Source organism: Ruegeria sp. CJ9 (assembly GCF_056536625.1).
Map to the genome: position 1 here is coordinate 729,819 of NZ_JBQFPY010000001.1, position 14,791 is coordinate 744,609.

Annotated in this window: 13 protein-coding genes; 10 read left to right on the plus strand and 3 right to left on the minus strand. The window is 58.0% G+C overall.

The window, feature by feature from the left end; all coding sequences use genetic code 11:
- Positions 1 to 62 precede the first annotated feature (62 nt).
- From pepN to ACR0AJ_RS03675, 5 genes are all read left to right on the plus strand, one after another.
- Entirely contained in the window at positions 63 to 2,615 is a 2,553-nt protein-coding gene (pepN, locus tag ACR0AJ_RS03655; protein ID WP_480740113.1) for an aminopeptidase N, read from the plus strand.
- Positions 2,612 to 3,040, plus strand: a complete 429-nt coding sequence (locus ACR0AJ_RS03660) for a hypothetical protein (protein ID WP_480740114.1) — start codon at positions 2,612 to 2,614, stop codon at positions 3,038 to 3,040. Before pepN ends, ACR0AJ_RS03660 begins: the two co-directional genes overlap by 4 nt.
- Positions 3,041 to 3,258: 218 nt before the next feature.
- Complete coding sequence (locus ACR0AJ_RS03665; RefSeq protein WP_367647900.1) at positions 3,259 to 4,431, plus strand: hypothetical protein; 1,173 nt, start codon at positions 3,259 to 3,261, stop codon at positions 4,429 to 4,431.
- Positions 4,432 to 4,501: 70 nt separating this feature from the next.
- The gene (gatB, locus tag ACR0AJ_RS03670; protein WP_170360228.1) at positions 4,502 to 6,013 is read left to right on the plus strand and encodes an Asp-tRNA(Asn)/Glu-tRNA(Gln) amidotransferase subunit GatB; all 1,512 of its coding nucleotides are present in this window, start codon (positions 4,502 to 4,504) and stop codon (positions 6,011 to 6,013) included.
- Positions 6,014 to 6,153: 140 nt separating this feature from the next.
- The gene (locus ACR0AJ_RS03675) at positions 6,154 to 6,564 is read left to right on the plus strand and encodes a DUF4177 domain-containing protein (protein ID WP_480662347.1); all 411 of its coding nucleotides are present in this window, start codon (positions 6,154 to 6,156) and stop codon (positions 6,562 to 6,564) included.
- Positions 6,565 to 6,581: 17 nt separating this feature from the next.
- Here the strand turns inward: ACR0AJ_RS03675 and ACR0AJ_RS03680 are convergent, their stop codons facing one another.
- Both ACR0AJ_RS03680 and ACR0AJ_RS03685 read right to left on the minus strand, forming a co-directional pair.
- On the minus strand, positions 6,582 to 6,806 hold the full coding sequence (locus ACR0AJ_RS03680; protein WP_226688691.1) for a GDCCVxC domain-containing (seleno)protein: 225 nt from the start codon (positions 6,804 to 6,806) through the stop codon (positions 6,582 to 6,584).
- A gap of 32 nt (positions 6,807 to 6,838) precedes the next feature.
- Positions 6,839 to 7,093 carry a BolA family protein gene (locus ACR0AJ_RS03685; protein ID WP_170360232.1) on the minus strand — a complete coding sequence of 85 codons (255 nt, stop codon included), beginning with the start codon at positions 7,091 to 7,093 and terminating at the stop codon, positions 6,839 to 6,841.
- A 108-nt stretch (positions 7,094 to 7,201) separates the two neighbouring features.
- On the opposite strand from ACR0AJ_RS03685, the gene ACR0AJ_RS03690 reads away from it, so the two are divergent.
- Positions 7,202 to 7,825, plus strand: coding sequence for a J domain-containing protein (locus ACR0AJ_RS03690; RefSeq protein WP_170348074.1), 624 nt, complete (start codon positions 7,202 to 7,204; stop codon positions 7,823 to 7,825).
- Positions 7,826 to 7,831: 6 nt separating this feature from the next.
- On the opposite strand, the gene ACR0AJ_RS03695 is transcribed toward ACR0AJ_RS03690, so the two are convergent.
- Positions 7,832 to 8,719 (minus strand): Hint domain-containing protein, encoded by an 888-nt coding sequence (locus ACR0AJ_RS03695; protein ID WP_480740117.1) that lies wholly within the window; start codon positions 8,717 to 8,719, stop codon positions 7,832 to 7,834.
- 391 nt (positions 8,720 to 9,110) lie between these two features.
- Between ACR0AJ_RS03695 and cobS the strand changes: the two genes are divergently transcribed.
- From cobS to ACR0AJ_RS03715, 4 genes are all read left to right on the plus strand, one after another.
- A complete protein-coding gene (gene cobS, locus ACR0AJ_RS03700; protein ID WP_170348070.1) occupies positions 9,111 to 10,097 on the plus strand; it encodes a cobaltochelatase subunit CobS in 987 nt (328 codons plus the stop codon).
- Positions 10,098 to 10,101: 4 nt separating this feature from the next.
- Positions 10,102 to 10,821 carry a sulfotransferase family 2 domain-containing protein gene (locus tag ACR0AJ_RS03705; protein WP_170374559.1) on the plus strand — a complete coding sequence of 240 codons (720 nt, stop codon included), beginning with the start codon at positions 10,102 to 10,104 and terminating at the stop codon, positions 10,819 to 10,821.
- 210 nt (positions 10,822 to 11,031) lie between these two features.
- Positions 11,032 to 12,909 carry a cobaltochelatase subunit CobT gene (gene cobT / locus ACR0AJ_RS03710; RefSeq protein WP_170348067.1) on the plus strand — a complete coding sequence of 626 codons (1,878 nt, stop codon included), beginning with the start codon at positions 11,032 to 11,034 and terminating at the stop codon, positions 12,907 to 12,909.
- A 73-nt stretch (positions 12,910 to 12,982) separates the two neighbouring features.
- A complete protein-coding gene (locus tag ACR0AJ_RS03715; RefSeq protein WP_480740118.1) occupies positions 12,983 to 14,764 on the plus strand; it encodes an aminopeptidase P family protein in 1,782 nt (593 codons plus the stop codon).
- The last annotated feature ends 27 nt before the right edge of the window (positions 14,765 to 14,791 follow it).

Sequence of the window (14,791 nt, forward strand, 5' to 3'; positions counted from 1 at the left end):
CTTGCGGCTGACAAGTGATCCCCATAACGTCACGCCAGAACTCAACCGATACGAGGCCCCCGATGCGTGACGCTGCCCCCACCACGATCTATCTGAAAGATTACACGCCTTTTGGCTATCTTGTGGACAGCGTGCATCTGACCTTTGATCTGGCAGATCATGCCACACGCGTTACGTCTCGTATTGCGTTCCGCCCCAACCCCGAGGCAACGGATCGTACGTTTTTTCTGCATGGCGAAGACCTGACCCTGATCCGGGCGGTTGTTGACGGGGTCGAAGTCACCCCCAATGTCACCGACAAGGGCCTGACTGTTGAAGTCCCCAATGCGCCCTTCATCTGGGAGGCCGTCGTCGAGATCGACCCCGGTAACAACACCGCGCTTGAGGGCCTGTATATGTCGAACGGCATGTATTGCACCCAGTGCGAGGCTGAAGGTTTCCGCAAGATCACCTATTACCCCGACCGGCCCGACGTGATGTCCGAGTTCACCGTACGCATCAACGGTGACTTGCCGATCTTGCTGTCCAACGGTAACCCCTCGGGCAAGGGAGAAGGCTGGGCTGAATGGACCGACCCGTGGCCCAAACCCGCCTATCTGTTCGCATTGGTCGCAGGCGACCTGATCGCCCATCCCGGTCAGTTCACCACCATGTCGGGCCGTGACGTGGAACTGAACCTCTGGGTGCGCCCCGGAGACGAAGGCAAATGCGCCTTTGGGATGGAGGCACTGAAAAAGTCAATGAAATGGGACGAAGACGTCTATGGCCGCGAATACGATCTGGACGTGTTCAACATCGTGGCCGTCGATGACTTCAACATGGGCGCGATGGAAAACAAGGGGCTGAACATCTTCAACTCCTCCGCCGTTCTGGCCAGCCCCGAAACCTCGACCGATGCCAATTTCGAGCGGATCGAGGCAATCATTGCCCATGAGTATTTTCATAACTGGACCGGCAACCGCATTACCTGCCGCGATTGGTTCCAGCTGTGTCTGAAAGAGGGCCTGACGGTGTTTCGCGATGCGCAGTTTACGTCCGATATGCGCTCGGCCCCGGTGAAACGCATCCATGATGCGATCGACCTGCGCGCACGGCAGTTCCCCGAGGATAACGGTCCGTTGTCACACCCGGTTCGCCCTGAAAGCTTTCAGGAAATCAACAACTTCTACACCGCGACTGTTTACGAAAAAGGCGCCGAAGTCATCGCCATGCTCAAGCGGTTGGTGGGGGATGAGGCCTATGCGCAGGCGCTGAACCTCTATTTCGACCGTCATGACGGGCAGGCCTGCACCATCGAAGACTGGATCAAGGTGTTCGAGGATACGACCGGTCGCGATCTGACCCAGTTCAAGCGTTGGTACAGCCAATCCGGCACGCCGCGCATCTCAGTTGCCGAAGACTGGCAGGATGGCACCTATACTCTGACCCTGTCACAAAGCACCAAGCCAACACCCGGCCAGCCCAAGAAACTGCCGCAGGTGATCCCCGTCGCCGTGGGCCTGCTGGGCCAGAACGGGGACGAAGTGCGGGCCACCGAAGTGTTGGAGCTGACCGAAGCCGAGCAAAGCTTTACTTTCACTGGACTGGCAGCAAAACCTGTGGCCTCGATCCTGCGCGATTTCTCGGCCCCGGTCATTCTGGAACATGACCATACGGATGCCGAACGCGCATTTTTGCTGGCCCACGACACCGATCCATTCAACCGTTGGCAGGCAGGGCGGTCGCTTGCGCAAGATACGCTGCTGCGCATGATCCGCGAAGATGCAGCGCCGGGAACGAACTATCTGGATGGTATGTTGGCCGTGCTGCGTGACGGCGATCTGGACCCAGCCTATCGCTCATTGATGTTGGGTCTGCCAACGCAATCCGAACTGGCTGCGGCCTTGTTTGAAAGTGGTAACACCCCTGATCCGATGGCAATATGGACCGCCGTCGAAACTCTGCGCCAAGCGACCGCACAGCATGTGCAGGACCTGCTGCCAAGGCTGCACAGCGAAACACTGATCGACGCGCCGTTCAGCCCCGATGCTGATCAGGCCGGCAAGCGGGCGCTTGGTGGCGCAGTACTGTACTTGACTTCGCGGCTGGATGGCGGTGCCAAAGCGGCCGAGGAATACGCAGCAGCCGACAACATGACCCGCCAACTGACCGCCCTGTCTTGCCTGTTGCGGGCGGGCGCGGGCCAAACCGAACTGGCGGACTTTTACAGGCAGTGGCAGCATGACCGGCTGGTGGTCGATAAGTGGTTCGGCCTGCAGGTGACAACGGCCTCTCCTGAAACTACGCCGGATGTTACGCGCACATTGACCGAGCACCCTGATTTCAATTGGAAGAACCCCAACAGGTTCCGGGCAGTCATGGGGGCGTTGGCGATGAACCACGCCGGGTTCCATCGTGCGGACGGGGCAGGATATGCGTTGTTGGCAGACTGGCTGATCAGGCTGGACCCGGTTAACCCCCAGACCACCGCCAGGATGTGTTCTGCCTTCCAGACCTTGAAACGCTATGACACCGACCGTCAGGACCTGATGAAAGCTCAGCTGACGCGTATCGCCGACACACCGAACCTGTCGCGGGATACAACGGAAATGGTGTCTCGTATCCTCGGCGCATGACCCCGTTTACTTTCCAACGCCACAACAGGACCCCACGCGCCGTCGTGATCCTGATGTGCGTCTACGCGGGGCTGATCGCGTTGGTGATTCTGTTCGATGCGGCGTGGTGGCTGGTTGGTTTGCTGAGCTTGCCTACCCTGCCCGCCCTTTGGGACATTGCGCATGGCACAAGTGCCGGACTAACCCTGAATCACCGCGCAATACGATGGTTTTCAGGCAATCGCGAGGCCGAGGTTGCCTTGGCCGATATCGACCATGTCCGGCTCGACACGCGCTGGGACTTTTCCGTGCGCACGTCACTGGTTCTGGCCTCGGGCAAGCGGATTCGGCTGCCGGATGAAGCCACACCACCCCACAAGACCCTTGAAACTGTCCTGCAAGACGCCGGATTACGGGTTGAACGGCACCATTTCACCGTTTTCTGAAACAATCAGTCGGAAAAGGACCAATTCCCCCGGCCTGTCACGCAACACCCCCCAAAAAGCTTGAATTTGAGGCGATTTTCGGTCAAAGTTTCAAGCTAACTTACCAGTTTTTTACGGTTTCGAGTTTTACCATGTTTCGGTTTTTCAGGGCACGAGAGGCCCTTTCTTCTTTATCCAAGGGTCATTCCACACAAAACGTGCGGGCAACCGACTGCGCGGTGACGGCATCACTGCCGGATAAAGGGCAACTGAACATTCCAGTGGCCGATATCAGGGCCGAAGACCTGACAGCCCGTAACACCATTGAAGAAGGGCGCACACTGGCCAGACAGGACCGCTGGGCCAAGCTGTCCAAAATGATGCATGCCGCCGACAAGGACCGCGCAATCGCATCGGACGCAACACCGATTGCCGATCTGTTGGCCTTTGGCGCGCGTTCCGACGTTGTATTGGCAGTGGAACATGCCCTGTCGGATGGCAGCGCGCTGTGCGAATATGACTTGCTGGGCGGTATCTCAGAGCTTGAAGACGAAATGCGTGAGCATCCGGGTGATCCGATGATTACGCTGGTGGTCGCCTTAGCACACATTGACCTGGCCTGGGCATGGCGCGGAACCGCAACGGATGCCACGTTGCCGCCCCTTCACCGGTCGCGTTGCGCGGCCCATTTCGACCGGGCCGCAGACCTTTTGCCGACATGCCGCGCTGCGTTGCCAGACAGCCCCATTGTCGCAGCCGCAAGCTGTGCCCTGTTGGCAGGTCAACGGAAGACCAACCAGCGTGTAGCCGAAGAATACGAACGCCTGATCTCCCTGGATCCGCACAATCAGCGGCCTATGCGGGCGATGGGCACGCATCTGCTGCCGCGTTGGTTTGGCAGCTATGAAAAGCTTGAAGTTCAGGCACTGCGGAACGCCGCGCGGACTGGCGACATCTGGGGCGCTGGCGGCTATACTTGGGTCCAGTTTGACGCCATCGCATTGGACGAAGAGGCCTGCGCTCGTCTGGATGTCGAGTACTTCCTGGAAGGGTTGGATGACATTTTGCATCGCCGCCCCGATCAGCAGACCGTCAACATGCTGTCGGCCTATTGCGCCATCACGATACAGAACGGTCAGGGCCTGAACGAAAAGGCCGACCTTGTGCGCTCGCAAATTCACGAAGCTGCAAACAGGCTGATCCGCGACCACATGACTGAACTGCACCCGCTGATCTGGGCGCATGCCGCGAATGGGTTCAACAACTCGGTTCGCATCAATTCTGCCGAACGGTTTGCAGCCCGCGGCAAGCGCGATGCGTTGCGTGCCATCCGTGATCTGTTCCGCGAGGAACTGCGCAGCGGCACGGACGTGACCTTTACACCGTCTGGTCTGCGCCTGTCTCAACACTGATTCCCCCTTGCCCCTCGCCCCTGCCGGGCCTAATACGCAGGCTTAGACTTCTGCGGAAATGAGGCGCGCCATGCTCGACCTGACATATGAAATGCCCAAACCCAAAACCATTGCCGGGGCCAAGCACGATTGGGAACTGGTGATCGGGATGGAGGTGCATGCGCAGGTCTCGTCCAATGCCAAACTGTTCTCGGGAGCGTCGACCCAATTTGGGGCCGAACCGAACGCGAACGTGGCCTTTGTGGACGCGGCGATGCCGGGCATGCTGCCAGTGATCAACGAATACTGCGTCGAACAGGCCGTCCGCACCGGGCTGGGCCTGAAGGCGGATATCAACTTGAAATCGGCGTTTGACCGCAAGAACTATTTCTATCCTGACCTGCCGCAGGGATACCAGATTTCCCAACTTTATCACCCGATTGTGGGTGAAGGTGAAGTGCTGGTTGAAATGGGTGATGGAACCGCGCGCAACGTGCGGATCGAACGCATCCATATGGAGCAGGATGCGGGCAAATCGATCCACGACATGGACCCGCATATGTCCTTTGTCGATTTGAACCGGACCGGTGTCTGCCTGATGGAGATCGTCAGCCGCCCCGACATTCGCGGACCCGAAGAAGCGGCGGCCTATATCGTCAAGCTGCGTCAGATCCTGCGCTATCTGGGCACCTGTGATGGCAACATGCAAAACGGCAACCTGCGGGCTGATGTGAACGTCTCAATCTGTTTGCCGGGCGCGTATGAGAAATACCAGGAAACGCAGGATTTCTCGCATCTGGGCACCCGCTGCGAAATCAAGAACATGAACTCAATGCGCTTTATCCAGCAAGCGATCGAGGTCGAAGCCCGCCGCCAGATTGCCATTGTCGAAGCTGGCGGCAAGGTCGATCAGGAAACCCGCTTGTACGACCCGGACAAGGGTGAGACCCGCTCGATGCGGTCCAAGGAAGAGGCGCATGACTATCGCTACTTCCCCGACCCCGACCTGCTACCGCTTGAGATCGAGCAGGCATGGGTGGACGACATCGCCGCCAAACTGCCGGAACTGCCCGACGACAAGAAAGCACGCTTCATAAGCGAATTCGGCCTGACCGATTATGACGCGTCCGTGCTGACCGCCGAGGTGGAATCGGCCGCCTATTTCGAAGAAGTTGCCAAGGGCCGCAACGGTAAGCTGGCCGCAAACTGGGTCATCAACGAACTGTTCGGTCGTCTGAAAAAAGAAGACCACGACATCACCGAGTCGCCAGTGTCGCCGGCACAATTGGGTGGGATCATCGACCTGATCGCATCGGACGCGATCTCGGGCAAGATCGCCAAGGACTTGTTCGAGATCGTCTATACCGAAGGCGGCGATCCGGCGCAGATCGTCGAAGAGCGCGGCATGAAACAGGTGACCGACACCGGCGCGATTGAATCCGCACTGGATGAGATCATCGCAGCCAACCCGGCGCAGGTTGAAAAGGCCAAGGTGAACCCGAAACTGGCGGGCTGGTTCGTCGGCCAGGTGATGAAGGCCACGGGTGGCAAGGCCAACCCCAAGGCGGTGAACGAACTGGTCAGCAAGAAGCTGGGCTCGTAAAGCCTTCGAGATATCGAACAGTCGCGGCGGGGTTTGAACAAAACCCTGCCGTTTTTCTTTCCGCCACGTCCATGCGATGATGACTTTCCCAAAATCGCCAACATGTTAGATTGCCGGAACCCGGCAACCAGGAAAATCCGATGCAGCGCTACGAATACAAAGTTGTCCCAGCCCCGCAAAAAGGCACCAAGGCCAAGGGCGTCAAAACCGCCGAAGGACGGTTTGCAGCATCCGTGGAACAGCTGCTGAACGAGATGGGGCAAGACGGCTGGGAATATCAGCGGGCCGAATTGCTGCCCAGCGAGGAACGCACTGGCCTGACCGGTTCAGCCGTGAACTGGCGCAATGTGTTGGTCTTTCGACGCGAGGTCGAGGCGTCTTTTGTCTCGACCCGCAACCCAACCGAAACGCCGGACAGCGTGCCGCTGGCGCAACCCGTACCTGGACCCGAAACAGTTGCTGCCCCGGCTCCGATTGCCGAAGAGGTGAATGACCCGCCCCTGTCGCTGAAAGGGTCCGAGGCGAAATCCGAACCTCAGGAAAAGCCCTGATCGCGGCGAGCCTCAAGTCAAGCGCAGCACGTTTTTCCCTGTTGTATCGGAGGGCAAGGCACCGTTGCGTATGAGCAATAGACGCAGCAATCGCCCTCCAGAGGCTTCAGCACTTGGTGGCAGGATTTGCATTCATAAAACCACTGACACGCGTCCGTGGGCATGGTTTCCGTTTCGACGTGCCCACAGGATGGGCAGGTCAGGGTGGACTCGAGCGTAAAGGCCGTCTCCGTTCTGGACATTTGATCCCTCCCCTCAAAGCACTTTGGGCCAGCTACCCCCCAATATCCAGCGCCAGAGCATGGATGCGCGGCACGATATCGCCCAGCGCCTTGTGTACAGCGCGGTGGCTGGCGACGCGGGACTGACCCTCGAACGCGCTGGCGCGGATGCGGACATTGAAATGGCTCTCGCCTCCGTCCTGATACCCGGCATGGCCGCGGTGGCTTTCGCTGTCGTCGATGACCTCCAGCTCACGCGGATTGAACGCGGCTTCAAGGCGCTGATGGATTTCGTCACTCACGCTCATTTTTTCGCTCAGCGGCAAAAAATTTACCGCTCCCCCTCTTCTACTTTCGGCTGCTTAGACTAAACTGCTGCCTCCGAGTCGAAAAGATGCCTTGTCGAGGATCAGAGCATGGTAAAATCAGACCCCTTCGGATTCGATATGTCCGTTTCCAGCGCAAAGAAAAAAAACCCGCGCGGGCGCCGGGGGATGTCGGGCGCATCTGAGACCTCGACGCGAATCTGCGATCACGAGGGGTGTGAGGAGGCCGGTAAGTTCCGTGCGCCCAAGGCGCCGGATGTGCTGGACGATTTCTACTGGTTCTGCCAGCAGCACGTCCGCGAATATAACAACAAGTGGAACTTCTTCGACGGCACCACCGAGGCCGAGTTGAACGCTCAGCGCTCAAAAGACAAAGTGTGGGAGCGTGAGACCAAGCCGATGGGCGACCCCGAAGCGCGTGCTTGGGCCCGTCTGGGCATCGAGGACCCGCATCAGGTTTTGGGCGAGAACGCTACTAAGAACCCCGGCCGCGCCAATTCCGGAGGCCGCCGCCTGCCCCCAACCGAACGCCGCGCAATCGAGATTCTTGAAGCGCAGGACAGCTGGTCCAAGGCTGAGGTGCGCAAGGCCTACAAAAAGCTGATCAAGGTATTGCACCCGGACATGAACGGCGGCGACCGCTCCCAAGAGGAACAGCTGCAAGAGGTCGTCTGGGCCTGGGATCAGATCAAGGACAGCCGGAATTTTAAGTAAGCTCTACTACGCTGAAAACGTACCCCGCAGCGCCTGCGCTTCGGGGCGTTTCAAGCAACGAAGTTTGGTTTTTGGCACCTGCGCGCTGTCACTGAGTTCGGGAAATAGCGCGCGCAGTTCGTCAACATCTTCGCGGCTGAAAGAATTCAAAGACTGACCGCCGACATACAGGCTTTCACTTTGCAGGCCATGCGAGGACAGGATGGCATGCTGCTCGCAGGCAATGTGAAAGTAGGTGACGGGCTCATCCGTTCCTATCTGACGGATCGTATCATCGTTGACCAGATGAATCGCGGCCGAGAAGACCATCGGTTCCCCAAATAGCAATTCGGCCCGCCAGCCTTCAATCACAATCCGGTGCTGCGGGGATACGTACAGATCGCGGTTGGGCAGACCTTTGCCTAACGCGTTTCGCTGAATTCTCACTGGGCGAAACCTTGGCTGGAAGCGCAAAGTCTGAGCGCTGAGTGTTCGTTTCCCGATCCAAACAATAGGAAGGGTTTGACCATCAGATACGCAAACCCTGTCGCCCACCGCCAAATCCTCGACCGGTCGCGGGCCTGCGGTTGTTTCGATTAAGGTACCGGCAACAAAACAAGGCGGGTTCGACGGATCGAGATCACTCTGAGTGATCTTCCAATTGCCGGTGCTCATTGGTCCGGTTGGGTCGTTTGTGTCCCAAGCGAAAATCTGTGTGCCGACCTGAATAAATTCGCCGGAGTCGCCGTTGCTCACCCTGGTGCCTTGCCCAAGGTAGGTATAAGGCTGAAACGTAAGGCCCCCGTCGAATGAGATCGTTTGACCATCAACAATCGCTGGCTGAGTCGTGTTTTGAACGACTAAGTCGCCCGGGCCAGTTGTGTTTACGGTGTGCAGTAGGACATCAAAAGCCATCGAATTCGCCCTTTGCGCCAGCAATGGTCAAAACGGGGGCGCCATCATGCGACGGGTGGATGGGCACTCTTTCGCGACTGCTAGTCTCGTTCAATTACGCCTCACAAATTAAGACAATCGGACTATTCCCTTAAGCTCAGTCTACAAGATTCTATTTTAACCCAAATTAAATATTTCGATATTTGTATTTGATTGAGAATATTCTTCCTTACAAGCACCCTCCTTGATCGCTTTAGCTATCTGTGCGCATTCATCCCGATAAGGCCAGTTTCGAAGAAACATCCTCTCAGCCTCCGCGCGGCGCCTCTTTCCCTTGCCCTTCCCGGCAATATGTTGCACCACACACGGGTTCAAACCCGGCAAAACGGGCCAAAGGATAAGGACAAGGCGAATGGCTGACGGATCGATTGATATCAACGCAAAACCCACCGAAGAAATCTCGGTTCGCGATGTTTTTGGCATTGATACCGACATGGCGGTCAAGGGCTTTGCAGATCGCAGCGACCGGGTTCCGGCAATCGACCCGACTTATAAGTTTGATCCTGAAACCACGCTGGCGATTCTGGCAGGCTTTTCGCATAACCGCCGTGTCATGATTCAGGGCTATCACGGCACTGGTAAATCGACCCATATCGAACAGGTTGCCGCCCGTCTGAACTGGCCCGCTGTACGTGTGAACCTGGACAGCCACATTAGCCGGATCGACCTGATCGGTAAGGATGCGATCAAACTGCGTGACGGCAAACAGGTCACTGAATTCCACGAGGGCATCTTGCCCTGGGCGCTGCGCAACCCGGTAGCCATCGTGTTCGACGAATACGATGCAGGCCGCGCCGACGTGATGTTCGTGATCCAGCGCGTACTGGAACATGACGGCAAGCTGACCCTGCTGGATCAGAACGAGATCATCACGCCGAACCCGAATTTCCGCCTGTTCGCCACTGCAAACACCGTGGGTCTGGGTGACACCACTGGCCTCTATCACGGGACGCAGCAGATCAACCAGGCACAAATGGACCGCTGGTCGCTGGTCTCGACCCTGAACTACCTGAGCCACGACGCCGAGACGATGATCGTCCTGTCGAAAGCGCCGCATTACAATACCGAGAAAGGCCGCAAAACCGTCAGCCAGATGGTGACCGTTGCTGATCTGACCCGGACCGCCTTTATGAACGGCGACCTGTCTACCGTGATGAGCCCGCGGACCGTGATCAACTGGGCCCAGAACGCCGAGATTTTCCGTGACGTAGGATACGCCTTCCGCCTGTCTTTCCTGAACAAATGTGACGAACTGGAACGCCAGACCGTTGCCGAGTTCTATCAGCGTTGCTTTGACGAGGAACTGCCGGAAAGCGCTGCCAGCACAAGCCTGGGATAAGTAGGTGCAATTTGCTGCGCAAAAATGCGTGTTCATCCACGTACCAAAAACCGGAGGAAACTTCTTTACGCGCTGTTTCCTTCGGTTCTCAGACGATGCCATCGTCACCAGCGGCCACCAAGACGGCACAGACCGGTTCGAATTAAGCGGTGACGCTACCAAGTCCAAGCATCAGACACTTGCTGAATACAGCCAACTGATTGGCCCGGCCTTTGCCGAATATACCGCTTATGCCTTTGCCCGCCCCCCGGTCGAGCGGATGATCTCGCTATACTATTCGCCCCACCGCTGGATGCGCGCGCAAGAAGGGGGTGGTTTCGGCCTTGATCCCCGCAGCGAACCAATAAACCTTGAGGAATTTGAGACACTTGTGTCGGCTAACAAATCCATCTCGGACTTGTTGGATATCAAAAATGTTTCAGGTAGGTTAACCGTCAACAAAAGCGCCCGGCATGCGTCAGGGGCGCGCGTGTCGCTGTTGGATTTTGCCGATTTACGGCACGGGCTTGAGACATTTGGCCGGGAAAACGGCTTTGACCTAACCGACATGCCCGGCAAGAAAGTGAACTCCAGTGCTGTAAACGATCCCATGAAGCTCAACACCGGACAGATGCGTGACTTGACGAATATCGTTATGCGCTCGCACCACGGCAAAGATCAGAAATTGTTCCGGGAAAATGGGCTTAAGGGAGTGTTTGACGGTTTTATAGGATGGTTCAGGTAGGAACCGCCAAGTCGTTCTAGGGTGCACAAGGCTGGGCAATCTCCTAGTCCCGCAGTTTATAGTTAGTTTGACGCGCGCCACCCTTCGAGACACCCCATGATTTTACCATAGGTCCCACTCTGGTTTCATGCGAAAACGGGGTTGGCCCTATGGTCAAGGCCCTGAATTGGCACTAGGTTGCCGGGACAGAACAAGACCGGACTGCCACCGATGAGCAAACCCAACGACAACCCCGCTGATCCGTTCAAGAAGGCTTTGGCCGAAGCCACCAAGGTTATGGCCGACGACCCTGAATTGAACGTGACCTACACAGTCGACCCTTCCGGTATATCGGGCGAGTCGATGCGTCTGCCGCAAGTCAGCCGCCGGATGACGCGCGAAGAGGTTTTGCTGGCACGCGGTACGGCGGATGCTCTGGCGCTGCAGCGGAAATACCATGACGACGCCACCCATGCGCGCTATGCGCCTCCGGGTGATATGGCGCGGGATTTGTACGAGGCGATGGAAGTCGCGCGATGCGAGGCGATGGGTGCGCGGGATATGCCCGGCACCGCCAGCAATATCGACGTCAAGATTGGGCATGAGGCCCTGCGGCGCGGATACGACCAGTGCAAGCAGCCAGCGGATGCACCGTTAGCGGTTGCTGCGGGCTATCTGATCCGGCACCTGGCCACGGGGCGGGACCTGCCCCCGGCGGCCTCTAACATCATGAACCTGTGGCGTGGATTTATCGAAGAACAGGCCGGTGGCACGCTGGAAAACCTAGACGAACTGCTCTCGGACCAGGCGGAATTCGCCAAGTTTGCCCGCCAGATGATCAAGGATCTGGGTTACGGCGACCAACTGGGCGATGACCCTGATGAGTTGGACGACGAACAGGAAGATCAGGCCGAAGACGACGCCGAGGAACAGCCCGATCCCGACAGCACCGGCCAGGATGACCAAGAGGAGCAGGACGCCGACGCCACGCCTGAACAAACGCAGGAAGAACAGCAGGACCAGTCTCAGGCTCAGGTCTCGATGGATGAGATGGCCGAAGATGAGATGGGCGATGAGGCAGAGATGCCCGAAGGTGAGGCTCCGCTGGAACCCCCTGCCCCCCCGCCGGCATCCGAAGCTGATCCCGATTACAAGGTCTATCTGAACACCTACGACGAAGAGATCGCAGCCGAAGATCTGGCCGAACCGGCCGAACTGGAACGGCTGCGAGCCTATTTGGATCAACAGTTGGAGCCCCTGAAGGGCGCTGTTAGCCGATTGGCCAACAAGTTGCAGCGTCGCCTGCAGGCACAACAGAACCGCAGCTGGGAATTCGACCGCGAAGAAGGCATTCTGGATGCGGGCCGTCTGGCGCGAGTTGTGGCAAACCCGACCACGCCGCTCAGCTTCAAGGTCGAGAAAGACACCGAATTCCGCGACACGGTGGTAACGCTGTTGCTGGACAACTCGGGCTCGATGCGCGGGCGTCCGATTTCCATTGCGGCGATCTGCGCGGATGTTCTGGCGCGCACGCTGGAACGCTGTAATGTGAAGGTTGAGATTTTGGGCTTTACCACCCGCGCGTGGAAAGGCGGATTGGCGCGCGAGGCGTGGCTGAACGATGGTCGCCCGCAACAACCGGGGCGTCTGAATGATTTGCGCCACATCATCTACAAGGGCGCGGATGCCCCTTGGCGGCGCGCACGGCCCAATCTGGGCCTGATGATGAAAGAGGGGCTGCTGAAAGAGAATATCGACGGCGAGGCGTTGGAATGGGCGCATCGCCGAATGCTGGCCCGGCGCGAAGCACGCAAAATTCTGATGGTGATTTCGGATGGTGCGCCGGTCGATGATTCAACGCTCAGCGTCAACCCCGCTAATTATCTGGAAAAACACCTGCGCGACGTGATCGCCATGGTGGAAAAGCGCAAAATGGTGGAACTGCTGGCCATCGGCATCGGTCACGACGTCACCCGCTATTACGACCGTGCGGTGACGATCACTGACGTCGAACAACTGGCAGGCGCAATGACCGAGCAACTAGCAGCCCTGTTCGATAGTGATCCTCGCGCACGTGCGCGGGTGATGGGGATGAAAAGGGCCAGCTGAGGCTGGCCTTGCCCCGGGCCAAAGAATTTTCCAAAAGAATAAGGGGTGAACCCCCGCTTGGGAGAGGTATGTGATGTTTCAGTCCTTTGAGGTGACGGCGCGCCCGGAACAGGGGCCACCCCGGTTGGCGGCTCTGCGGGGTGAAATTGCGAACGAAGGGTTGGACGGATTTCTGATCCCGCGCGCAGACGCGCATCAGGGCGAATACGTGGCCGCTCGGGATGAAAGGTTGGCTTGGCTGACAGGGTTCACGGGTTCAGCAGGGTTTTGCGCCGTGTTACCAGGTATAGCGGGCGTGTTTGTCGATGGCCGGTATCGAACCCAGGTCAAGGCGCAGGTCGCCGCCGAATTCACTCCGGTTCCGTGGCCCGAAGTCAACCTGAGCACCTGGTTGAAGGAACACCTTCCCGATGGCGGCAAGGTAGGTTTTGATCCGTGGCTGCATGCAGCAGGTCAGATCACAAGCGCAAAGAAAGAGCTGACCGACAGCGGCATCGAACTGGTGCGCTGTGACAATCTGGTGGACCGCGTGTGGTCCGACCAACCCACCGCCCCGATGAACCCGGTCAAGACCCATCCGATTGAGTTTGCAGGTGAAACCGCGGACAGCAAAATCACCCTTCTGGCCGAAGCCCTGCGCGAGGCAAATTGCACAGCCGCAGTAATCACGTTGCCGGATTCGATCATGTGGCTTTTGAATATTCGCGGCTCGGATATCGGGTACAACCCGGTGGCGCATTGCTTTGCTATTCTACATGCCGGTGGCCGGGTGGATCTGTTCATGGATCAGGAAAAACTGTCCGAGCCGTTGACGGATCAGGTTACCGTCCACGCGCCGGGGGCATTTCTGGACGCCGTTACAGCGCTTGAGGGGAAGATACAGGTCGATTTGGGAACGCTGCCTCAGGCTGTGGCCGATGTGTTGCAGGATCGGATGGTGGATGGCGGAGATCCCTGCGCCTTGCCCAAGGCCTGCAAGAATGCGGCCGAGATCGCGGGCAGCGCCGAAGCGCATCTGCGCGATGCAGCGGCGGTTATTGAAACCCTTTGCTGGTTGGATGCGCAGGCTCCGGGTACCCTGACCGAGACGCAGGTGGTGACCCGCCTTGAAGAGAGCCGGCGCAAGGACAATGCGCTGCAGGATATCTCGTTCGACACGATTGCCGGCACTGGTCCGAACGGCGCGATCATGCATTACCGCGTGACCGAAGAAACCGACAGCCGCCTTGAAGACGGTCATATTCTGGTTCTGGACAGTGGCGGGCAATATCTGGACGGCACCACTGACATCACGCGAACTATCGCCGTCGGTAATGTCGGAGATGAGGAAAAATCCTGCTTTACCCGCGTATTGAAGGGCATGATTAACCTATCCATGCTGCGCTGGCCTGTCGGGCTGGCCGGGCGTGACATCGAATGTATCGCACGGGCCCCGCTTTGGGCCGCGGGTCAGGATTTCAATCACGGTGTCGGACACGGTGTCGGTGCCTACCTCAGCGTTCACGAAGGCCCCCAGCGCCTGTCCAAAGTCAGCCATGTGCCCTTGCAACCCGGCATGATCCTTTCCAACGAACCGGGCTATTACCGCGAGGGCGCCTTTGGTATCCGCATCGAAAACCTCGTAGTTGTTCAAGAAGCCCCAGCCCTGCCCGGTGGTGACGCGGAACGCGCGATGCTGAACTGGCGGACCCTGACATACGTCCCAATTGACAGAAGGCTAATCGTGACTGACATGTTGACGTCGGCAGAGCGTGACTGGCTGAATACCTATCACTACGACGTTGCGAAAAAACTGCGCTCAAGGCTGGGCGACGACGCGCAACTGTGGTTGGATGCCGCAACTGCGCCGATCTGACACTGACCTGTTACATACACAGAGCAG

What these genes read in the sequence shown, in the direction of transcription:
- pepN (WP_480740113.1), top strand. Translation starts at nt 63, where the DNA reads ATGCGTGACGCTGCCCCCACCACGATCTATCTGAAAGATTACACGCCT.
- ACR0AJ_RS03660 (WP_480740114.1), top strand. Translation starts at nt 2,612, where the DNA reads ATGACCCCGTTTACTTTCCAACGCCACAACAGGACCCCACGCGCCGTC.
- gatB (WP_170360228.1), top strand. Translation starts at nt 4,502, where the DNA reads ATGCTCGACCTGACATATGAAATGCCCAAACCCAAAACCATTGCCGGG.
- ACR0AJ_RS03675 (WP_480662347.1), top strand. Translation starts at nt 6,154, where the DNA reads ATGCAGCGCTACGAATACAAAGTTGTCCCAGCCCCGCAAAAAGGCACC.
- ACR0AJ_RS03680 (WP_226688691.1), bottom strand. Translation starts at nt 6,806, where the DNA reads ATGTCCAGAACGGAGACGGCCTTTACGCTCGAGTCCACCCTGACCTGC.
- ACR0AJ_RS03685 (WP_170360232.1), bottom strand. Translation starts at nt 7,093, where the DNA reads ATGAGCGTGAGTGACGAAATCCATCAGCGCCTTGAAGCCGCGTTCAAT.
- ACR0AJ_RS03690 (WP_170348074.1), top strand. Translation starts at nt 7,202, where the DNA reads ATGGTAAAATCAGACCCCTTCGGATTCGATATGTCCGTTTCCAGCGCA.
- ACR0AJ_RS03695 (WP_480740117.1), bottom strand. Translation starts at nt 8,719, where the DNA reads ATGGCTTTTGATGTCCTACTGCACACCGTAAACACAACTGGCCCGGGC.
- cobS (WP_170348070.1), top strand. Translation starts at nt 9,111, where the DNA reads ATGGCTGACGGATCGATTGATATCAACGCAAAACCCACCGAAGAAATC.
- cobT (WP_170348067.1), top strand. Translation starts at nt 11,032, where the DNA reads ATGAGCAAACCCAACGACAACCCCGCTGATCCGTTCAAGAAGGCTTTG.
- ACR0AJ_RS03715 (WP_480740118.1), top strand. Translation starts at nt 12,983, where the DNA reads ATGTTTCAGTCCTTTGAGGTGACGGCGCGCCCGGAACAGGGGCCACCC.